This is a genomic window from Paenibacillus sp. J31R34 (genome assembly GCF_059383715.1).
In genome coordinates this window covers 285,571-305,279 of sequence record NZ_JBXENU010000004.1, presented here as the reverse complement: position 1 = coordinate 305,279, position 19,709 = coordinate 285,571, and the positions used below count along the sequence as shown (strand labels likewise).

General features: G+C 47.1%; 23 protein-coding genes and 2 pseudogenes. 3 read left to right on the top strand and 22 right to left on the bottom strand.

Annotation, left to right across the window (positions count from 1 at the left end; translation table 11 throughout):
* Positions 1-57: 57 nt before the first annotated feature.
* The 5 genes from AC50YG_RS14050 to AC50YG_RS14030 form a co-directional block, all read right to left on the bottom strand.
* Positions 58-1,500: a S16 family serine protease gene (locus AC50YG_RS14050; RefSeq protein ID WP_494827558.1), complete on the bottom strand. Its 1,443-nt coding sequence runs from the start codon at positions 1,498-1,500 to the stop codon at positions 58-60.
* 120 nt (positions 1,501-1,620) lie between these two features.
* Entirely contained in the window at positions 1,621-1,845 is a 225-nt protein-coding gene (locus AC50YG_RS14045) for a YuzB family protein (protein WP_341278496.1), read from the bottom strand.
* Positions 1,846-1,889: 44 nt separating this feature from the next.
* A complete protein-coding gene (locus AC50YG_RS14040) occupies positions 1,890-2,192 on the bottom strand; it encodes an iron-sulfur cluster assembly accessory protein (RefSeq protein ID WP_341283032.1) in 303 nt (100 codons plus the stop codon).
* Between the two features lie 51 nt (positions 2,193-2,243).
* Positions 2,244-2,480, bottom strand: coding sequence for a hypothetical protein (locus tag AC50YG_RS14035; protein WP_056029577.1), 237 nt, complete (start codon positions 2,478-2,480; stop codon positions 2,244-2,246).
* Between the two features lie 198 nt (positions 2,481-2,678).
* Positions 2,679-3,656, bottom strand: a complete 978-nt coding sequence (locus AC50YG_RS14030; protein ID WP_494827555.1) for a M14 family metallopeptidase — start codon at positions 3,654-3,656, stop codon at positions 2,679-2,681.
* A gap of 119 nt (positions 3,657-3,775) precedes the next feature.
* Between AC50YG_RS14030 and AC50YG_RS14025 the strand changes: the two are divergent.
* Positions 3,776-4,258 (top strand): annotated as a pseudogene (locus AC50YG_RS14025) (transposase); the annotation flags it as partial.
* Positions 4,259-4,406: 148 nt separating this feature from the next.
* On the opposite strand, the gene AC50YG_RS14020 reads toward AC50YG_RS14025, so the two are convergent.
* Positions 4,407-4,646 (bottom strand): hypothetical protein, encoded by a 240-nt coding sequence (locus tag AC50YG_RS14020; RefSeq protein ID WP_494827554.1) that lies wholly within the window; start codon positions 4,644-4,646, stop codon positions 4,407-4,409.
* A gap of 1,193 nt (positions 4,647-5,839) precedes the next feature.
* On the opposite strand from AC50YG_RS14020, the pseudogene AC50YG_RS14015 reads away from it, so the two are divergent.
* Positions 5,840-5,995 (top strand): annotated as a pseudogene (locus AC50YG_RS14015) (IS5/IS1182 family transposase); the annotation flags it as partial.
* A 188-nt stretch (positions 5,996-6,183) separates the two neighbouring features.
* On the opposite strand, the gene racE reads toward AC50YG_RS14015, so the two are convergent.
* The 6 genes from racE to AC50YG_RS13985 form a co-directional block, all read right to left on the bottom strand.
* A complete protein-coding gene (racE, locus tag AC50YG_RS14010; RefSeq protein WP_473757841.1) occupies positions 6,184-6,993 on the bottom strand; it encodes a glutamate racemase in 810 nt (269 codons plus the stop codon).
* 264 nt (positions 6,994-7,257) lie between these two features.
* A complete protein-coding gene (locus tag AC50YG_RS14005) occupies positions 7,258-7,677 on the bottom strand; it encodes a YtxH domain-containing protein (RefSeq protein WP_494827551.1) in 420 nt (139 codons plus the stop codon).
* A gap of 58 nt (positions 7,678-7,735) precedes the next feature.
* Positions 7,736-8,260, bottom strand: coding sequence for a hypothetical protein (locus AC50YG_RS14000; protein ID WP_473757843.1), 525 nt, complete (start codon positions 8,258-8,260; stop codon positions 7,736-7,738).
* Positions 8,261-8,344: 84 nt separating this feature from the next.
* Positions 8,345-9,016, bottom strand: coding sequence for a helix-turn-helix transcriptional regulator (locus AC50YG_RS13995; protein WP_494827549.1), 672 nt, complete (start codon positions 9,014-9,016; stop codon positions 8,345-8,347).
* 72 nt (positions 9,017-9,088) lie between these two features.
* Entirely contained in the window at positions 9,089-9,529 is a 441-nt protein-coding gene (locus tag AC50YG_RS13990) for a DUF86 domain-containing protein (RefSeq protein WP_473757845.1), read from the bottom strand.
* 230 nt (positions 9,530-9,759) lie between these two features.
* Positions 9,760-10,047, bottom strand: coding sequence for a Dabb family protein (locus AC50YG_RS13985; RefSeq protein ID WP_056029594.1), 288 nt, complete (start codon positions 10,045-10,047; stop codon positions 9,760-9,762).
* Between the two features lie 110 nt (positions 10,048-10,157).
* Between AC50YG_RS13985 and AC50YG_RS13980 the strand changes: the two genes are divergently transcribed.
* On the top strand, positions 10,158-10,415 hold the full coding sequence (locus AC50YG_RS13980; RefSeq protein ID WP_046230008.1) for a hypothetical protein: 258 nt from the start codon (positions 10,158-10,160) through the stop codon (positions 10,413-10,415).
* Between the two features lie 198 nt (positions 10,416-10,613).
* On the opposite strand, the gene AC50YG_RS13975 is transcribed toward AC50YG_RS13980, so the two are convergent.
* The 10 genes from AC50YG_RS13975 to AC50YG_RS13930 form a co-directional block, all read right to left on the bottom strand.
* Positions 10,614-11,003, bottom strand: coding sequence for a cupredoxin domain-containing protein (locus AC50YG_RS13975; protein WP_473757846.1), 390 nt, complete (start codon positions 11,001-11,003; stop codon positions 10,614-10,616).
* 192 nt (positions 11,004-11,195) lie between these two features.
* Positions 11,196-11,591: a YhjD family protein gene (locus AC50YG_RS13970; protein ID WP_341278506.1), complete on the bottom strand. Its 396-nt coding sequence runs from the start codon at positions 11,589-11,591 to the stop codon at positions 11,196-11,198.
* Between the two features lie 89 nt (positions 11,592-11,680).
* Complete coding sequence (locus tag AC50YG_RS13965) at positions 11,681-12,079, bottom strand: phage holin family protein (protein ID WP_341278507.1); 399 nt, start codon at positions 12,077-12,079, stop codon at positions 11,681-11,683.
* 138 nt (positions 12,080-12,217) lie between these two features.
* Entirely contained in the window at positions 12,218-13,318 is a 1,101-nt protein-coding gene (locus AC50YG_RS13960) for a GerAB/ArcD/ProY family transporter (protein WP_494827545.1), read from the bottom strand.
* 17 nt (positions 13,319-13,335) lie between these two features.
* The gene (locus tag AC50YG_RS13955; RefSeq protein ID WP_494827543.1) at positions 13,336-13,563 is read right to left on the bottom strand and encodes a hypothetical protein; all 228 of its coding nucleotides are present in this window, start codon (positions 13,561-13,563) and stop codon (positions 13,336-13,338) included.
* 10 nt (positions 13,564-13,573) lie between these two features.
* Complete coding sequence (locus tag AC50YG_RS13950; RefSeq protein WP_494827541.1) at positions 13,574-14,794, bottom strand: Ger(x)C family spore germination protein; 1,221 nt, start codon at positions 14,792-14,794, stop codon at positions 13,574-13,576.
* Between the two features lie 11 nt (positions 14,795-14,805).
* Entirely contained in the window at positions 14,806-16,305 is a 1,500-nt protein-coding gene (locus AC50YG_RS13945; RefSeq protein ID WP_494827539.1) for a spore germination protein, read from the bottom strand.
* A gap of 99 nt (positions 16,306-16,404) precedes the next feature.
* Positions 16,405-17,517 carry a GerAB/ArcD/ProY family transporter gene (locus AC50YG_RS13940; RefSeq protein WP_494827537.1) on the bottom strand — a complete coding sequence of 371 codons (1,113 nt, stop codon included), beginning with the start codon at positions 17,515-17,517 and terminating at the stop codon, positions 16,405-16,407.
* A 96-nt stretch (positions 17,518-17,613) separates the two neighbouring features.
* Positions 17,614-18,723, bottom strand: a complete 1,110-nt coding sequence (locus AC50YG_RS13935; RefSeq protein WP_494827536.1) for a GerAB/ArcD/ProY family transporter — start codon at positions 18,721-18,723, stop codon at positions 17,614-17,616.
* Between the two features lie 123 nt (positions 18,724-18,846).
* On the bottom strand, positions 18,847-19,686 hold the full coding sequence (locus AC50YG_RS13930) for an AraC family transcriptional regulator (RefSeq protein WP_494827534.1): 840 nt from the start codon (positions 19,684-19,686) through the stop codon (positions 18,847-18,849).
* Positions 19,687-19,709 lie beyond the last annotated feature (23 nt).

The following is a 19,709-nucleotide window of genomic DNA, read 5'->3' as shown; positions in this document are numbered from 1 at the left end:
TTATGGGGCTCGCTTATAAGCAAGCTGCCAGCCCTCAGGTTTATTTTCACCCGCTGGTCAGGATTTCCCATGGGTTTGCAGCCAGAGCAAAATATCGTCGATTGTCCTTACCGGCACGACGAGCAGCTCAGGTGCTGCGCTCTCCGCCTCCGGCGCAAGCTCCTCCGGCACGAAAAAAACATCCGCATCGGTCCGGCTCACCGCATAAGCCTTCTGCGGCACACCGCCTACAAGGCCTACCGAGCCGTCCGGCTCTATCGTGCCTGTGCCGGCAACATTCAGCCCATGCGTCACCCCGCCTGGTGTAAGCTGATCCAAAAGCGCAAGCGTCAGCATGGCGCCATGGGACGGACCGCCGATATGAGCAATATACGAATAATAGCTGACAGGCCTTGGGGCATCCAGCTTCAGTTCATTTTGCACCGATATGCCGAATACGGCGCGCACAGGCAATTGATCGGTAGCTGCTGCGGCAGCTGTCTTCACCTCAAGTGTTAATTTTTCTGCTAGCGTTCCTCTTTGAACACCGACTTGAACCGATTTTCCCGGTATAACAAAAGCTGGATCTGCCATAAAGGAAGTCAGTTCCATCACATTATCCACCGCCTTGCCATTCAAGCTGACGATTAAATCGCCAGGAACGAGTACGCCCTGTGCAATGGAATCCTTCGTCATGCCAACAATGCGGACCCCCGTCGTTGTTACGCCATTTCCTATGCCCGCCTTGCCTTCGGCAATCGCCGCGGCTACACTGTTCGCATCGGTTTTCATCGTGGAAACGAGCGTATAGGATTCTGACAAGGAGGGCTCATTCTCAGGCTTGCGCTCAAACGTATATTCCGGCAGCACCAGGCTGTAGAGCCAGTCAGCAGGCACCGCAGGCCGATCAAACACCAGCACGCCGCTAATGCTGCCTCCAGCGGCTCCTCCTTCGACATGGGCGTAGCGGTTCATGTTCATCGTAAGCCCCGGATAAGTGACGATATAATTTGTCGGGTACACGAGTACAAAAGCAGCGGCCAGCGCAGAGCCCAGCATCCAAACAAAGGTTTTAGGCCAGCGCCCTCCGCTATTCGAATGACTGCGCCGCATAAGCAGCTCGCTCCAGACCATTTCAATGCATACGATCAACAGCATGCCGCCGATGAGAGGCAGCGACAGCATCAACCTTTGCGGGAAAATAACAATGCAAAAAATAGCGGACACACCGAGTATAGCGATACCGTATTGAACAACGGCAAGCAGCCGCTCGAAACGAATAGTCGCAACAGGTGCAAAACCGCCGCTTCGTTTCCTACGCTCCACAATGCCTCGGCAGACGCCCACCAGCCAAAGCAAAGGAATGATAGCGAGCGCATAAAGCAGCCAGTTGATCATATCAATCCAAAGCATGCCGGAAGCGGCCAGCTTCAGCGGTGCGGGAAGCCAGATCAGTTCAACAGCCATAATGTACAGCAAGGCCAGAACCAACCCAGCGATATAATAGCGGAAACGACGCATGCTCACTCAACCTCTCATGAGGACCTTTCGAGGAAGGTCGCTTGATTTTTCCCCAATGGATAAGCTGATGCAAAAAAGACCCAACAGATGTTGAGTCCCTTCACTGCTGCCCTATCTTGACTATCCTTTAATGTAACGTTTGGCCTTCTCAATCGCTTCATCTTCTGTAGCGCCTTTAATATAACGCCCATTAATAAAAATAAATGGCGACCTAGCGCAAGGCCCGCAATAAGACTTGCAGCCTACCCGAATTTCCGCATCGGGCACAAGCTTTTGCAGCTTTGGAACCAAAGTCTTAACCTGATAATACCTGCATTTGTCACATACCATTATATCATTTGCCATTATTGTTAGTCCTACTTCCGTATTATCTTCGGTATCACAGCCTGTTAATGGTCGCCGTGATTGCCTTGGGAAGGGTTCGTAATGGCAAAGCCTTCTTCAGGCACATAAAAGTAGTCAATGCGAATGCCATCAAGGAATTTGTTGTCCTTCTCCAAAATAACTTCGATATCTTTATCTGTGGATACGACAATATCTTTATCCGTCGGATCATCAATGCCCATGCCATAGTGCGCATGGTCGCCGTGAGAATGCGTCACATGTACGCGAAGCTTCTTTCCTTCATTCTCAGGCTTGTCCAGCTCAAGCTTCAATATCTTTGCCGCATTGCGCGAAATTTTGACTGTCATCATCACTTAAACACTCCTTCATTTGTCTAACCAGCAATTAGAAAAAAAATTTTAGCTTATCCTATTATACTTGTTCTCGGTTCTGCGGGCAAACCATTCTGCAACAATCATCGTCACGGCTATATCATCAAACGGCAAATAGGGCAATGCGTCAGGCAAAACCCAATACAGCAGCACCGGAACAAGGAACAGCAGCTTGTCTTTCCAGGAAACCTCCTTGGAGCGAAGCAGCTGAAAAATTCGGCTGAACGTACGCTGCCAATGCCGGAGCGATAAAAATTTACGCATGTCTTTCGCCGCCTTTCTTTGTTATTTTTGCCTTCATTATAGCATAACCATCCCCGCTAAAAAGCTGGACTAAAGGCGGGTACTCCCGCTGCTCTCCCCCGTACATCCGGCAATAGCCGCAGGAAATCGAAGCTAGCGCTTCATTTCCTACGGCTATTCGCTCTCTGCTTTACGTAAAGTGCTTGCATTTGAAAATGGCTAAAGCTCCCGTGCCCGATGAAGCGACAATGCCTCCACAAGAAGCGGCTTCACCGACTCATAGATGGCGGGCAGCTGCTGAGGCGGCAGCGGATTTTCTCCCCTTCCCGCTTCAATCGTAAAGCCCGGCCTTCTAAAACGCTGAATAAACCAATCTTTATAGCCAGCATCGCTGCCTGTCAGCTTCACGGGCTTATAGCCACTGACGAGCCCTAGCCGCTCCGCCAGCTGCTCCGATTCCTTTGGCTCATAGCCCCGGTAGTTCCAGTAAATTTCCTCGCCCTGCGTGTGCAGCGCGACGGTCAAATCAAAGCGCTGTGCTGTCGTTAAATTCGCCATCGCCATCGCTTCTGGCTCACTTAAAGGATAAGGTCCCGGATAATCGCGTGGACCTGGCCCCTGAACTTCGCGCCGCTGACACTCTTCCTCCCAATGCGCCGGAAACTGGTCATTTAAATCAACGCCGCGCGCATTCGCCTTCCAATCGGCAAATGACTCCCGGCCTTCATTCCATTCCACGAGCTGGGAATAGAAAGGGTGGGCGGGCAGCGCTCCTTGCTGCGCAAGCTCCACGCCATCGGGATTGACCATGGGCACCGCCCACAGCGTCGTCTCCTCATGCAGACGTGCTGCCATCTCCCCGCAGATGGAGCGGCCCTCAGCGCAAGACGCAGCATAATCCGCTACAAATCGCATAAGCAAAGCTGACGTAATCCATTCATTCGCATGGAACGCCCCATTCATATGAATGCTTCTTGCACCCGTTCCGCAGCGCAGCGCAACGATGGGCTTGCCCAGTACACTATGCCCAATTGTATGAACGGTGACAAATGGGTACGCCCCCGTCAGCTCGCGGCAGTTCGCCAGCAGCTCCTGATAGCCGTATTTTCCTCCCCCTACTTCATTATCCGTATGCCTCACCTCGCTCCAAAATCGCTTCTCCTTGATTGTATTCGGCAAAAAAGCTTCCCATGCCACTTGGAGGCCACTGAAAAAGTCCTTTTGAAGCAAGAAAGGTACATTCACTCATAAAAAATGAGGAGAATGTACCTTTTTTCTTGTATTAATGAAAGGAATACAGAAAAGTAGGTGAGCTAATGATTCAAATGCAGCAAACGCTGGTTGTCTGTCCATATATTGAACTTTACAAACTGGTTATACCCAAGGATAATATGCTGCGGCAAATCAATGAGCTCGTTTACTTTTCTTTTGTATATGAGGAATTGAAAGTAAACGATTGCCTGAACAAGGGTAGAAATGCTATCGACCCGATCCGGATGTTTAAGTACTTGCTGCTTAAAGCCCTTTTTGAATTGTCTGACGGTGATCTTGTCGAGCGATCTACATACGACATGTCGTTTAAGTACTTTCTGGATATGGCCCCAGAAGAGTCGGTGATTGACTCCCGTTCGTTAACCAAGTTCCGCAAGTTGCGGCTAAAGGATATGAATCTGCTGGACCTGCTGATCAACAAAACGGTAGCCATTGCAATCGAGAAAGGTGTAATCCAGAGTAAAGCGATCATCGTCGACGCAACCCATACAAAAGCTCGGTACAATCAGAAGTCCTCACGGGAAATGTCGGATGACAAGAACTTTAGTACATTCCCCCATTCTCTTTCGATTCGTATAGGTTAGGCTGCTTCCTTATGTCGCGATTCGTATTATGTCTTCAACGTCAAGCGGCAGCCGAAATTTTCTAGGCTGCCGCTGTGAATTATAACGCGTGTTAATTTTCTAATTTACGGGTCAATGCCTCGATGCTTTGATCTACCGGACTGGCGCAATCAATTATCTCAGTTGTAGGGATTTTTATAACTTCCCCTTCCAATGAATGAAGTGTTAAAAATTCTTCGTCCATATCTTCACAAAAACCTCGTACGAAATCGTTTTTCTCTTTTACGCCAATTAGCACAAAACGTCTCTCATTTACAGACCATTCTATAAATTTACGGATGTTCTCGTTCAAGAAAATCACCATCTATTCTATTTTATGAGGAATTATTTGGATAATTTCTTGAAAACTTGTCGTTATTGAATTTATATTTTCATTTACAGCCATAATGTCCCTTAACATTAAATCATTTTCGTTGTTCATAACTAATATATATTGCCTAATATCATTATCAAAGAAGAACTGCATCATCTCTTCCTTAAAAGTGATAACCGTTTCTTTATTTTTTCCCTGGTAATAGTCATTAAATAAGACCTTACTTTCACCTAACTCATTTAAGTAAACAAGGTCAAAAGTTGAGTCTTTGATAAGTGAAGTAATTAATAGCGAATTGTAGGCATCTTTTGCAAAGAAATGACCGTTTTTCTCCGCTGTGCTTATCCTATTATTATTACCATCAACCCATACTAATTCTGGAATCTATCTAAGATCTTCATTCTTATCATAGGCCATAGTTTGCAAATCATTATCGGAAAATGTGTATTCCTTATTATCACCAACATATAAACGAACCACTGACGCATGCGCACCTAAATAGAAATTGGAAAACGAATCGACCAAAGGGAAAATAATGATTTCTTCGCTTCCATTTTGATCCCATTTAATATCTAAATCCAGATCAATCGTCTAATTCTTCTTAGAATTTAGAATATAGGATTTACCCCATTTTTCCTTACCTTTCTCCGAAATTAATATCGTATCCCTCCCTTGCATTGCGATTAATGTGATTTTGCTATCTATCTGGGTATTTTCAATAAAAACCTTTCCTGTTAACTTACCATTAAATTTACTATTAAGTTTATAATATGGATACTTACTCTCATTATTTTTTTCCGTAAAATCTGAATTCAGCTGGAAATCAAAGAAAAAAATGCGGTTCTGTCGCCTGTCCCTCATCGACGAGATTATTTGCCACAGGTTGGTTATTCCTTTCAGTTTCATGAGCAGAATTCGTAGCGGTTCCACCGCAACCAGATAACAAACAAATTAAAAAAACATATAGAGGTAAACGTCGAAATGCATTCTTCATGTTTGTTAATCCCTTCACATCCTAAGATATTAGAAAACCACCCTCTCATATTCTGAGAGGGTGTTGTTCATTAACGAAAAATTAGCCATTAGTACCAATTGTACGTACCCAATCAGTATTTGCCCAGTAGATGCTTCCTGAATAAGCTACGGAGTGAGCACCGGTAGCACGGAATTCAAAGGAACGCTACAAAATAGAAGCGAAAAACAGTGAGTTGAAACACCGACACAGGTATGATGTAGCCTCATCCTCGGGTCTTGTTGGCATGGAATTACAAGGAGCTATGGCGATCTTCGCAGTAAATATGAAGAGAATATTGAAACTGATGAGTTGAAAAACCAGCCATAATGGCCTGTCTAGAAAGCGAAAAAACGACCGATATTCCTTAAAACGGGAATTTGGGTCGTCTTTTATTTCGTGCTTGATTACTCTCCTCTAAAATCACAAGTTTTTCAGTGGCCTCTGCCACTTGCCAGCGGCTTGGAAAGCTTTTTCGAAGGATGGCAGAGACGGCTAGAGCCGTTATCCGATCGTCGGCACCTGCCATACGACAGGCGTCATCTCAATTTGCTCGCCAAGCCATTGCTGGGCAATGGCTTTGAACATTATTGGGTCGCCGCTAGAGAAAAACTGATGAACAGGCAGCACTTCGCCTCGGGAAAGCTGGCCCTTATCATGAAGGATCGTACTAATATCACGAGCCGTCTCGTCTGCCGAGCTGATGAGCTCAATGCGGGAGCCAATAACCTCAGCGATCGCTTCTGTCAAAAAAGGATAATGCGTACAGCCTAAAATGAGGCAATCCATCGGATATTGGCTTAAGTGACCGATAGATCGGCGAATCGTCTCATACGTTTCGCTGGAACGAAAGTTGCCCCGCTCTACAAGCGGAACAAATAACGGACAAGCCTCGCTTATAACGCGTACGCTTGGCGACAGCTCCTTGAGAGCCAGCTCATAAGCGCCGCTGCTTATCGTGCCTTCTGTACCGATGACACCAATACAGCCCGTCTGGGTGCGCTTGATGGCCGCTCTTGCCCCGGGATTGATAACACCAATGACAGGTATGTCTACTCTAGAACGTATATCCTCAAGCGCAACCGCCGTAGCGGTATTGCAAGCTATAATAATCATTTTCGGCCGAAACTGGATTAAATAATCGACAATTTCCCGTGTAAATTGAACGACTTCCTGAGAAGGGCGCGATCCATACGGCGTTCGAGCCGTATCTCCAAAATAAATAATTTTCTCACGCGGCAGTTGGCGCATAACTTCCTTAGCGACGGTAAGCCCGCCCACTCCTGAGTCTAGTATGGCAATCGGTTGCTGCACAAACACACCGCTTTCTTAAACGTAATGTAGTCGCTCATAAGAAGAATAATTCATCAACAGCATATGTTTTCTGCTATCAAAACGTACCTACATCTTATCTCAATTATGTACAGCCATCAAGAAATACGCTTAAGTTACGGCGCGATACATGCCCTGGAAAATATGGACAAAAGGAAAGAGCCTGCTCCCTATTTAAGGCAGGCTCCATGCATCGCTGCTGCTCAATTCCTCATATTAATGCAGTTTCACAGAGCGGTCGACGCCCTATTTTTCAACCGTTTCAGTGGCTTCCGTCTCAACTTCCACCGTTTCCAGTTCCTCTGAGCGGCTTGCCGCTTCCTCTAAGCCAGTTTGCCCCACTTCGCCGGCAGCCTCCGTCGTAAATTGGGGCTCGCCTTTCCTCCATGTACGCGCACTGCTGATTAATGCCTCTGCTCCATCCTTGGCACGGTCTGCGATGTGAACCGCTTTATCGCCCAGCTGTTTAGCCGTTCTAGTCGTTTTCTCGCTGGCCTGTTCTACTGCTCTAGCCGTTTTTTCGCTCAGATCGTGAACGCCGCCTGCAATATCCTGACGCAGCTCCTTGCCTGCTTTTGGAGCGAGCAGCAGCGCTGTAACCGTCCCTGCGACCGTCCCCGCCAATGCCCCCAACAAAAATCCTTTCGTTTGCTTCTGCTTTGCCATACGATTCGCTCCCTTCATAATTGCGGCGCATTCCGCCATTTTCGCGCCGTTGTTGCTGTCAGCCATTATGCTTGCGCTTAGTTTGCCAAAGCTGCCACGCTAGCATACCTAGCTCTGCCCATTCCATCGCTTCTTTTGCCTTATTTCTCGTTTCAGCCTTCGCTATATGCTCAGCAGCGGATTCGGACAACAGCGAGGAGACCTTGCTAACGGTTTCTGTCGTTTGCTCAATCGTCTCGCCAATTTGTCCTGCCGCTGTAAACAAGGACTGGACATTTTGCAGCTGCTGGTGCACCAGCAGGAGGGATTGCTTCGCTGGCTCTATTAAAGCGACTGTCTCGGCCGCTGTATGCTGCAGCTGTCCCCGCAGCTCATCAGCACTTGTTTGCAGCCTTTCGAGCTGAACCAACCCTTTGCGCAAGCCAAGCAATAGGCCCGCCACCAACCCAATAAATGCTAACGTCGCTGCTATCGCGCATCCCGCTATAACGTCCATCGTCCATTCACCTCCCGCTGTTGACCAGAGCAGGGCATCTGCCCATTTCGTAATGCCATTATAAGCAGCATGGGCTTGGCTTGACACAACTGCATGCAAAAAAACCGATGGCTAGAGCAAGGTCATATGACCCGCCTATCCATCGGTTTATCCCATTAACGTATATGATACCTATACGGCACTTATCTTGTATGTGCATTTGTTCCCGCCTTTAGCGAGACATTCGGTCCGCTCTACCTCAGCATGAAGCAGCGACTGAAATAATGTCAGCTCACAGCTGCAAGCCTGCTGATATTGATTCGCTACCTGAGCAATTGGGCAATTATACTCATTTAATACAAAATGCCCTTCGCCTGCCGGCTCGACCTCGACCATATAGCCTCCAGCATTTTGAATAGCTGCAAGCTCAAGCACCTTCTGCTCCAGCGTTTTTCCCGCCATTCGAGGCGCGTAACGCTCCAGCAGCTTCTGCTTGCGCCCTTCAAACATACGGGTAATGAGACCTGCCGTATTGGCCTCATCTGCCAGCTCGCCAAGTAAATCGAGCGCCAGCGTATGGTAGTTTTTCGGAAAACGGTCATCCGCGTGAGCGGTGAGCTCATAACGATGCATCGGTCTTCCCATAGCCTGCTTGACCGTAACAATCTGAATGGCCTGCTCCTCTTCCAGTGCGTACATATGCCGCCTTACGGCCATTTCAGTCAGCGAAAGCTCACTTGCAAGCTGCGCGGCATTCATGGAGCCATTCATCTTGAGCAAATGCAAAATGCGCTGACGTGTAAAGCCTGGAGACGTTCTCTTATCCGGCGCAGGACCGGAGCTTCGTTGATTTTGCTGCTTCATCCTATCGCCACCTTCGAACGCTTGTTACAGGTATTGTAACATATTCTCAAAGTATGATGTGTACGATTCAGATTAAACTTTCCCCTCAAAATCAACCAGCTCGCGCTCCAGATAAAGCTCCACTTCCTGTTTGAAGCGCAGCAATTGCGGAGCAAGCTGCCTTGTTAGCGGATGCAGCTCAGCTCGCTGCCATTCATAATATTGCTGAACGAGCGGCCTGCGCAGCTGTACCAATTGTTTGAATGTCGGCAGCAGCTCTGCGGAAAATACGCCTTCGGCTCCAGTCACATCAACAATATCCTCGTAACTGCTCGCATCACGCATCATAAATCCGTCAATAAGATAGCTGCCGACATCGGTAACAGTTTCAACTGCAAGATGCAGCGCCCGCTCCTGTGCCAGTCCTTGCAGCATACTGCCATCCCACTGTGCTGCAATAAAGTTCAGCGCCTCAGCTATGTCAGGAATGGCATCAAGCCTCACCGCAATTTGTTCGCGATTCACGTAATACATACCGCTACGCCACCTTTATCGTTACTTCTTTTTTTTGGCCTTGCGCTTTAGCACAGCGACCATAATAATGCTGCTGGCAATAATGACGATTAAATACGTCATTATTTGATATACGTCTTCTCCCATTGCCACTAACGTCCTCTCTTAAGGCTGGCGTGTCTTGGAGATTGCGATGAAATAAAGCACCGCTAATTTGTTGACAAAAGCGGTACTAATTTCCTCACAGCTCCTTAGCTTTCAAAATCGATGCTGACAGACGCTTCGCGAACCTGGGTCATGTGCTCAATTACTTTCTGGTGCACTGGATGAACCTGATAAGCTGCCAACGCATCAAGCGATTCGAAAGTTGTGATTAGGCCAATATCATAAGAACGCTCGGAATGCAGGACGTCCAGACCAACCGTAATCGATTTTAATTCGTCAATTTTACCTTCCATATTGCGAAGCACCTGTGCGGTCGTTTCCACGCTCTCGGCACTGTTATCCTTAAGTTTAAACAAAACAATATGCGTAATCATTATTGTATTACTCCCTTCAACTAGTGGAATTGCTTAAACCCTTTTGTCACATAATAACCTAAGCAGCCGTATTCCGGCAACGTCAAACCGATGAGAGAGGACTGATTAACATGCGTTATAAATTCACGGCCATCGCCGCCTTGATTGGACTCGCCTTATGCCTGTATAATTCCACCGGTTACGATCCGCATAACATGGTGTTTTTTATGTTCAGCGTCCCAGCCTGGTTTGTTGATTTGTTTATTGATGTTCATGAGGTAAGTGTAATGCTCATGTATGTACTTACAGTCGCAACATGGGCGCTGCTCGGATTAATTGCCGACACCATCGTTTACCGCACCTCATCCAGAACGCGTTATCGCGCTTAGCGTAAACGGCCGAAAGCCATCCTCTGGCGGCAAAGCTACCGTTTCGCGGGTGAATTACGAGCCCCTTATAAGGGGGTAACTTAGTACTAGCTTATATTTTCAAAAAGAGGAGCCAGCCGGCTCCTCTTCTTGTTGATAAAACCTATGTGACAGAAAGCGCCCCAGAGCACCTTCGCTTTTTAATGAAAAATTCGTTTATTAAGCCGCTTCTACAATAAGCTTCGTCTTCATTTCTGTATGCCCTGTACCACATGGGATAGAGCAATGCATCACATATTCGCCTGGCTTGTCGAACTCAATATTTGTTTCCAGTTGCTCGCCTTCAAGATCAACATTCAGCTCATCAATTTTCAGACCATGAATACCGCTTTTGTTTTTCAGACGAAGAATGACCTTGTCTCCAACCTTCACTTTATATTCTGTTTGATCAAAAGTGAAATCTGCGTTGGCTTGTACGTTAACTAGCACCGTTCCTTCAGGCAATGCAGCAGATTCATCCACTGGCTTTGCAGGCAAACCTACTGTTAGCAAATAAACACCTAGCAGTGATGCCGCTGTCATTAATACAAACATAATCCACTTATGCATTACAACGTACTCCCCTTTACTATCTAATGTTTACTTCTTATATTACATAAGATTGTCGTATGTACTCAAGCTTAAACTGACTGAGGGGAAAACTTTTTTGGAGATTATGACAAAATGATGAACTTTTCTCATTCCTCACTAAAAGCAGCAGGAGTGAAGCTTGACTTTTCAATTGTAAAGCAGAACTTACTATTATCGACAATACGTCCGAAGCAGCTGCTCAGATTCCGATCGAATATACCCCCATAATAAAATGAAGCGGTGGCGATAGCCTCGGCAAATATACTGGGCTTCCAGCCCATCCTCACTTCGTATCTCCTCAAGCATCTCAATGCCCTTGCTTCGCAGCTGCTTGCGAAGAGCAGCCAGCTCCAGCAGCACACGGTCCTGCAAGCCAAGCAGCATCGTCTCATAAAGCTTAGGAAGCTTTGCTTCGCTTGAATGAAGCACACGAATATCATGATCCAAAATCCTCACAATGATGCCCAGCAGCACATAACGCCTTGCAAGCACAAGCTCCTCCTCTCTCTGTATCGGCTCTCGCTTCATAACCAGTACGCGCGCAGTCGGTTTCTCCAATGGCTTCATCGAAATAAACAGCCCCCTTCGCAATAAGAACATTTGTTCCTATTATATACAAAGCGAGCTGCTATATACAAGTGCTGCACGATGAACTTTTATTTATTTTTATCTTTTAAAACTTCAATCATTTGGCGAATCTTATCCGGTAGCGGCAAACCCAATCTTCCGTAATTTTCAGTGATGGAGATTAATTCATTGGCAATATAAAAATAAATGGCTGCTCCCATCGTCATATTATTGGCATCCAACAGCAGATCTACACGGTGGGCGATGAGTATGACGAGCAGCATAAGCCCTTTGCGAGCAATCCCCCATGCTCCAAATGAACTATTAAGGCCCCGTCCTTCCTTTAACGATGCAGACACCCCGGTCACATAGTCTATAGCCATGACAACGATGAGCAGTGTAAGCGATTCCATCCATACACCAAAAGCAAAAGTCACAATAGAGCCTAAAAACGCACAAATGGAGCAAAGATATACAAACCCTGGCATCAGGTATCCTCCTCTTCTCAATCTATACACTATCGTATGCCGAGAGATTAGGGATGGCCTGTTCATTCTATTAAATATGCATATAACTATGTAGAACTCTTTCATCTGCTGTCCAGATCTAATAGCTTCTTTCTAACTTTACCCCAGATTGCTTGTCCTCCCTTTCTTAAACACTACCATGATGACAGCTGCCAGGACCAAAAGCAGAATATTGGTCAAATCCCAGAAGGGCCATATGGTTGCAAGTCCATTTATAAACGGGATGCTGGGGCCAATTGCATAAGCAAGTCCAAATATTAGCAAGCCGAAGGGAAATATCATTGCACGTTGTTCTCGCAAACCCAGAAATTGAGATATGCCATATATAAAAGCAAAAGCATTAATGGTCATTTTCACATAGGTCGAAACGATATAGCTGATGACCAACACAGCCTCTACCCGTTCTATAAATCGGCCGATGCTAATTCTTTTGGCCATGGCGTAGGCAGCATAAATTTGATGCTCCGTCATGTAATCACCCAGTACGAGCAGCGACATAATAACGATCAGAAATAAAGAAAAGCTCGCTACTAGAGACGCCAGCATAAAATCTCTGGTCCAGCCGTCCGTCGACTTCATGGAAGGAAAGAACATAAAGAAGGTAACCATTTGAAAAAAGGGAAACGAGGTCGAATACAGTACACCTTTGCCATAGTCCACTGCTTTATGGTGAAATACAGGCAGCAGGTTGGAGAGGGATGCTTCCGGAAGCAGCATAACAATAAACATGATGAACATAAGCACCACGCCCATGATAAAAATCTCGGCCGATTTTGCAAAAACAGCCAAACCAGCCCTTAAGGTAATGACAACTATAAGTGTAACCATTAGGATAGTTACCCGAGCTGGTGTTTCCGGCATCATTTGAGTCGTAACAAAATCGCCAACGACCCTCAATTGAACACCTATAGCATTAAAAAGCAGAAATAAAAAAAACAGGCTGCATAGGCCGCCCAGCCATTTTCCTAGTGCAGTTCGATAAATCTCGATCAACGTAAGTCCAGGAAAAAGGCGGTGGCACTTATCAATAAACCAGACGACGACGAGTCCTGAGAACATGCTCAGCAAAGAGGGAATCCATGCATCGGAGTCCAGAATGGAAGCGAGCAAGGTTGGAATAAACCAAAACATGTCGCCCACGATGAAAAATAGCACGAGTACTGCCATTTGTCTTGTGCTTATGCTTTCCCGCTTCAGCATGCCCTCGCCCCCTCCAATTATAATGCATTGAACCAATTTTCCATCGGCTTATAAATGTACACAATAATAATTAATGGACTGGGCAGTCTGATTTGGTTGATCGCACATATGCTCAGAAAAGCCCCACCCAGCAGCATAATCAAATAAACAACGATTTCTTTCTTCCAGCCTTTTTTCGCCAGCTTCGGCAGTTCAATACATGCAAGCGTTATGGCCAGAGCCGATACAAATAAAATTCCAGCCACTTGGCCTCACTCATTTCTTCAAATAGTTTTGAAACGCATCATTTGTCGTGCCGACCTTTGGAATCTGAACCTCAATATCATATTCCAGCTTGACCTGCGGAAAAAGCTCATCCCAATCGTCCTTCCACTTCTCCCACTGCTGAGGCTTGTATTCATGAAACGTATTGCCGAAGCCAAATATGTCGGTATTATAGGTTTTCTGCACATGCTCAACCACTCCCTGAATGATTTCCTGCAGCCTTTCCTCCCCGTTTTTTTCCAGCATTTCAATCGTTTCCGGTTTCGTTAAATCGATTTTGCATTCCACATCGGCCACCGATGCGACCTGCTTCATCTTCACCTTAATGACCGGCTTCCCGTCAACGACCTTTGGGGTAAGCTTCGTTTTACTGCGTATGACCTCCATAACAATGTAGCCTCCATCCGGACAAATCTGATGGCCTACTGTGCTTGTCACATTATCCATTATATAATTGTAGCCCTTGCTGTAAATTTCATTGAGCCAGCCGACCAGCTTGTCAGAATGAAAAACAGCAAGCCCCGTAATTCGGGTACGCGTTCGCGAATCTGCCTGCTGGATATTTGAAATATTTTCCCCTTCACGGGCATTGCCTTCCAGCTGTACACCGGTTAGCACTGGGCTAATACCGTCTGTTACTAGCTGTTCAATCAAACGTTCTATCGTAACCGTTGTCGTAGGCGCCCACGTCTTGGCAGACGTATCCAGCGCGTAAAATAAATTTTCCGCCGGGATCTTCTCCAGCGACGTCAAAATTTTCAAAATTTGATTCGCCGGCGCCTTGTGCGCAATCATTAAGTAAAAATCCGTCCGGGCTTCCGGATTTCGTGACAGCAGATCAAGTACGTTGGCAATACCCTCCCTCGCCAGCGATTCCCCAATAATCAGCACACGGATATGCGCGGAATATATTTTTCGCGAGCTGGTTTCCGTCAGTTTACGGAACGCTTCAAATACGGTTGGCGCAGTTGCCTCATACATGGCTACCGGCGAGCGCCCTCCCCCGCCTGCCTTGGCCGACAGCTCGCTGGGAATAACAACCTGCACCGAGACCCGATATTGATTGCCAACCTTGTCAATGGCCGTTCCCAACTGAATGCCAAGCGTATCTAGCTCCCGCCGATTCCAGCAGCCGCTGACCACAGAAGCGGCTAGCGACCCTATCAGCAATAGCAAGAGCAGCTTCCCTGCTCGCCTGGTAAATCTGCTCATGCTGTATCCTCCTAAATTTTCGATTTGTTACTTGGTCTTTGCCGAACCAAATCTTTCTCTGCGGTTGCCACAGCGCGGGTGCGCATTTTCGTCCAGGGCAGCCGGAACAGCGTATCCTTCTGATTGCTCCATACGAATGGGGAGAACGACTGCATATAGGGAATGCCGAACGATTGCAGACTATTCAAATGCAGGACGAGCAAAATATAGCCCAGCAAAATGCCAAACAAACCAAAGGAAGCGGCAAGCCCCATTAAGACGAATCGAATCATCCGTACCGATATGGACATGCTCGTAGCCGGAATGACAAAGCTTGATATCGCCGTAATGGACACGATAATAACCATCGCCGCCGAGACGATGCCCGCGTCTACAGCGGCCTGCCCAATAACAAGCGTTCCGACGATCGAAACCGCTTGTCCGACGGTTTTCGGCATTCTCACGCCAGCTTCCCGCAAAATTTCGAAGGTGAGCTCCATCGCAAGCGCTTCTATAAAGGCCGGAAATGGCACGCCCTCACGCTGAGCCGCCAAATTAATAAGCAGGCTTGTTGGAAGCATTTCTTGATGAAAGGTCGTTATAGCGATATAAAGCGAGGGAGCAAGCAGCGTGATCATAAAAGCAACAAACCGCAGCATCCTCAGCAGGGTGCTGATGTCTGCCCGCTGATAATAATCTTCCGCCGATTGAAAAAATTGAATAAACAGCGCTGGCACCAGCAGCACAAAGGGCGTACCATCTACCAAAATCGCAACTCGGCCTTCAAGCAGACCAGCAGCAATTGTATCTGGCCGTTCCGTATTGTAGATCGTAGCAAAGGGCGTCAGTGCAGTATCCTGAATCAGCTCCTCAATATAGCCGCTCTCCAGAATACCATCGATATTGATTTCACCGAGCCGCTTTCTCACTTCCTGCACGATCTTCTCATCCGCTATATTGCGCAGATACATGACCGATATAGCGGTTTTCGTAATCTTGCCAATGTCCATGCCTTCTGTCCACAGCTGCGGGTCCTTGATCTTGCGCCGGATGAGCGCTCTATTGGTACCAATATTTTCAGTAAAAGCTTCCATCGGGCCCCGAACAACAACCTGGGAGGTAGGCTCACTGACATTGCGATCCTTCCAGCCCTCGGCTGCTATACATATTGCTTCTGAACTATCTGCCAATAACAGAATAGCCCAACCGGACAGCAGTTGATAAAACAACGGGTCCCATTCATTGATCGTAACGGTTTCACCGACCGCGAGCACCGCATTTTTCAAATATAACAGCCTATTTCCGCTCTTGTGGCTCGCCGTTTGCTCCTCTGACATAAAATAATCCAGGATCAAATGATTAATGATCGTGGAATCCGTTAAGCCATCCATATAAACAAGCGCCGCCTGCAGGCCATTGTCATTATTCAATTCTTTAATCACGAGATCCTGGCTGTTGCCAAGGCTGGCTCTGATGAACGAGAGATTGCTCATTAGTTTAAGGTCCAGCCGCTTATCCATAGAAGCGTTCATCTACAAACCACCTCTCAAAGCTGCACATAATTGCATATATTGTCCAACTGGTTTACTAATTATGTAATGGGATGTTATTAATCGCCTGTTTCTCCTGCTTCATGCGGGGTCCTCCCCCTTCTTGCTCCAGCCCTGTCTTAACCGGGCCGCTACATAGCTCAGCAGCAGCAGCCCCGGCGAGTAACTAAACACCCAGAACAGCCACGCCACATCGAAATGTACAAAAGCAACGATACTTGGTGCCAAAAAATAAGCGTAGCCAACGATAAGAAATCCAAATGGGCGCATCATAAACCGATGATCCTGAAGCTTAAACAGCTGCTGCATTCCCCGTATAAAAGCATAGCCATAGATGAGACATCGAAAATAAGTGGAAATGATGTAGTCAATCGCCAACACCGCTTCCAGCCGCTGCACAAAGTCGCCGATATTGATTTTTTTAGCCATTACATAAGGCGAATATACGGTATGTTCAGTAGTGAATACCCCCAGAACACATATACACATCACAATAACGACCCAAATGGTTATTCCTGCAACGAAAGCAGCCAGCAAATAATCACGGGCAGCGTGCTCGCTTTCCTCCACGCTATCAAAAATCATGAGAAATGCGAACATCTCGCAAAAGGGGAACGCGATAAAAAAAAGCGCCCCCTTCACGATACCCGGGAATCCCGTTACCTCGATTGGCAGCAATTGAGTAAGATCTATTTTTGGAATAAGCAAAATGATGAGTAAAATAAACAAAGCCGAAAATAGTGGAAAAATCACCTCAGCCAGCCGGGCAATCGTCTTTATACCACCGCGTATGGCTAGCGTAATCGGCAAAACCATCAGCAAGCAAATGACTAGCTGCGGCGTCTCCGTCATTATTTGCGTCGATACAAAATCTCCGATTTCCCGAACTTGGGTAATCGATGTATTAAACATCATCACGAGAAACACAAGGGATACAAGCCCACCAGCTATTTTTCCAAATGCCTGATTATTGATATCGATTAAGGTTTTCCCTGGGAAACGCCTGCTAATGCTGTAAATAAACCAAGCGGCTCCAACCCCAAGCGGCAAGCCAATTAGTCCCGACATCCATGCTGATTGTTTTGCAAAAGCAGTCGTCAAAGGGGGAAGAAATAGCTGCATATCGCCGATAATAAAAAACATAACGAGGATGGCTAGCTGCCTCACGCTAATCGTTTGTCGTTGCTGCTGCACTTCTTATCACCCGCTTCGCGTTTGAAATATAACCGTAATCCATTTTGTCCACTAAGATGTTGAATTATCCATAATTGGAATGATGGCAGCCGTCAGCTATTCGGCCGTCTCCTTCTTCGGCAGCTTGCCACGTAGTTTAGCGAATCCCCACCCGAGCAGCAGCAGTCCCGGTGAATAGGTCAAAATCCAGAGCACCCAAGGTACGGCAAGCGTGTTAAGAAATACAATTCCCGGCGTCACCATATAGGAGTAGCCTAACGCCATAAAAGCGAAGGGGACCGTCAATATTCGAAAATCTCTAAGCTTGAACAGCCTAGAAACGCCAAGAACGAAGGCATAGCCGTAGATCAAGCTGCGAAAATAAGCGGTAATGATGAAGCTGATGGCAAAAATCGCCTCCATCCGCTGAACGAAGTTGCCGATGTTGATTTTTTTCGACATGATGTACGGGGAATAGAAGGAATGTTGGGTCATGTAAGTACCGAGCACGAGCAAGCACAGCAGCACCATAATCCATATTGCCAGCCCACCTATTAAAACCCCAAGCATATAGTCACGGGCACGGTATTTGCTTTGAGCAACATTCGGAAAAATCATCAAAAAAGCGAACAGCTCGCAAAAAGGAAAGCCAACAAAAAAGATGGAGCCCTTCATGATGCCGGCAGCGCCCGCACCCCAGATAGGCAAAAGTTCAGTGGCAGTCAAACTCGGCAGCAGCATCAGCAGCAGCAATACAAATACCATTACAAATAGGGGAAATATCGTTTCACCCACTCTTCCGACGGCTCGAATCCCCCCATGTATCGCGATCGCTACTGGAAAAATCATCAGGAGGCAGATCATAATAATTGGCGTCTCGATCAATATTTGTGTGGAGACAAAATCACCAATTTCCCGAATTTGGGTAATCGAGGTGTTGAACATCATCGCCAAAAACAGCAGAGAAACAAGGCTTCCGGCTAATTTGCCAAAAGCCTGATTATTGATTTCAATGAGTGTCATATTGGGGAAGTTTTTGCTTAGGCTATATATAAACCAAGCCATGCCAAGCCCGATGGGCAGACCTATTAACCCTGATATCCAGGCAGCTTCTTCTGCGAATTCGGCCGTAAGAGAGGGTAAAAACAACTGCATATCGCCCATAATAAAATAAATAACGAGGATAGCTAGCTGCCTTGCGCTTATCGATGGCTGTCCCTGCTGCATGCTGCTTCACCCGCTTTGCGCTTAAAATGTTGACTTGCTGCCGTTATCCATTTTGTCCACAGGAATGAATAATTATCCAGCATGCACGGGGGAAGCCCAGTTGGGCAAGCTCCGCTCGGGAGGCTAGCAGTACATTTCACGGTATGCTTTCGGGGAGGCGTTTTCCGCTTTGCGAAAAACGCGAATGAAATAGCTGGATTGCGAAAACCCCGTTCGGCTGGCAATTTCGCTGATCGGCAGTCTGGTCGCAACTAGCAGGCTTTTGGCGGCGGCAATACGGCAGCTGGTCAAATATTGCTGGGGCGTACGCCCCATTACCTGCCGAAATAGCCGTAAAAAATAATAGGGGCTGTAGCCGCACAGCGCCGCCATCTCCGGCAGCGTCCATGCTTGTCCACTCGTGCCACGTATAAGATCTGCTGCTTCACGGATCGCATTTTTGGTAATAAGCGGCAGCGCATCATGCTCCAGACGCTCTGAATTATGGGCAAGCTCCGCCAGCAGCTCATATAAAAGCGCTGACATCCGCGGCTCATGTCGCGTCTCAAAGCTGTCACACAACTCGTACATCTCCTCTGTAATCTCGATAAAACGCGCAAGCGAGGCTTCCGATACAGCAAACAGCCACACGCTGGAAGCATCCGCTGCCCGCAGCAGCAACAGCTCCATCGGTACCATAAAATGAATCCAGCGCACATCCCATGGCTGCCCGGGATCGGTTCCATAATGCTGGAACGCCCCTCGCGGATACAGAAAGCCATCCCCTGCCTTCAGAGCAATACGCTGGCCCTCCTTCATAACAAATCCGCTTCCAGAGCAGATCACATGCAAATTATAGGCAGCTATAGCCCCTGCCGCCCGCTGCTCGTTATGCTGGGGAAAATCATTATATCGGCCAACTGCATCCGGATAGCAGACATAATGTGGAGCAGCCGGCTCGGGCAATTGATAGTAGGAACGCATGGATTAGCTCCTTTCCGCTAAAG

Bases quoted from the DNA above. Each gene is read 5' to 3' on its own strand.
- AC50YG_RS14040 (WP_341283032.1), bottom strand. From the start codon at position 2,192: ATGACAGTCAAAATTTCGCGCAATGCGGCAAAGATATTGAAGCTTGAG.
- AC50YG_RS13930 (WP_494827534.1), bottom strand. From the start codon at position 19,686: ATGCGTTCCTACTATCAATTGCCCGAGCCGGCTGCTCCACATTATGTC.
- AC50YG_RS13975 (WP_473757846.1), bottom strand. From the start codon at position 11,003: ATGCATAAGTGGATTATGTTTGTATTAATGACAGCGGCATCACTGCTA.
- AC50YG_RS14035 (WP_056029577.1), bottom strand. From the start codon at position 2,480: ATGCGTAAATTTTTATCGCTCCGGCATTGGCAGCGTACGTTCAGCCGA.
- AC50YG_RS13965 (WP_341278507.1), bottom strand. From the start codon at position 12,079: ATGCCAGGGTTTGTATATCTTTGCTCCATTTGTGCGTTTTTAGGCTCT.
- AC50YG_RS13935 (WP_494827536.1), bottom strand. From the start codon at position 18,723: ATGCAGCAGGGACAGCCATCGATAAGCGCAAGGCAGCTAGCTATCCTC.
- AC50YG_RS13985 (WP_056029594.1), bottom strand. From the start codon at position 10,047: ATGATTACGCATATTGTTTTGTTTAAACTTAAGGATAACAGTGCCGAG.
- AC50YG_RS14005 (WP_494827551.1), bottom strand. From the start codon at position 7,677: ATGGCAAAGCAGAAGCAAACGAAAGGATTTTTGTTGGGGGCATTGGCG.
- AC50YG_RS13960 (WP_494827545.1), bottom strand. From the start codon at position 13,318: ATGCTGAAGCGGGAAAGCATAAGCACAAGACAAATGGCAGTACTCGTG.
- AC50YG_RS13945 (WP_494827539.1), bottom strand. From the start codon at position 16,305: ATGAACGCTTCTATGGATAAGCGGCTGGACCTTAAACTAATGAGCAAT.
- AC50YG_RS13970 (WP_341278506.1), bottom strand. From the start codon at position 11,591: ATGAAGCCATTGGAGAAACCGACTGCGCGCGTACTGGTTATGAAGCGA.
- AC50YG_RS13950 (WP_494827541.1), bottom strand. From the start codon at position 14,794: ATGAGCAGATTTACCAGGCGAGCAGGGAAGCTGCTCTTGCTATTGCTG.
- AC50YG_RS14050 (WP_494827558.1), bottom strand. From the start codon at position 1,500: ATGCGTCGTTTCCGCTATTATATCGCTGGGTTGGTTCTGGCCTTGCTG.
- AC50YG_RS13990 (WP_473757845.1), bottom strand. From the start codon at position 9,529: ATGTATTACGTGAATCGCGAACAAATTGCGGTGAGGCTTGATGCCATT.
- AC50YG_RS14045 (WP_341278496.1), bottom strand. From the start codon at position 1,845: ATGGCAAATGATATAATGGTATGTGACAAATGCAGGTATTATCAGGTT.
- AC50YG_RS13995 (WP_494827549.1), bottom strand. From the start codon at position 9,016: ATGAAGCAGCAAAATCAACGAAGCTCCGGTCCTGCGCCGGATAAGAGA.
- AC50YG_RS13980 (WP_046230008.1), top strand. From the start codon at position 10,158: ATGCGTTATAAATTCACGGCCATCGCCGCCTTGATTGGACTCGCCTTA.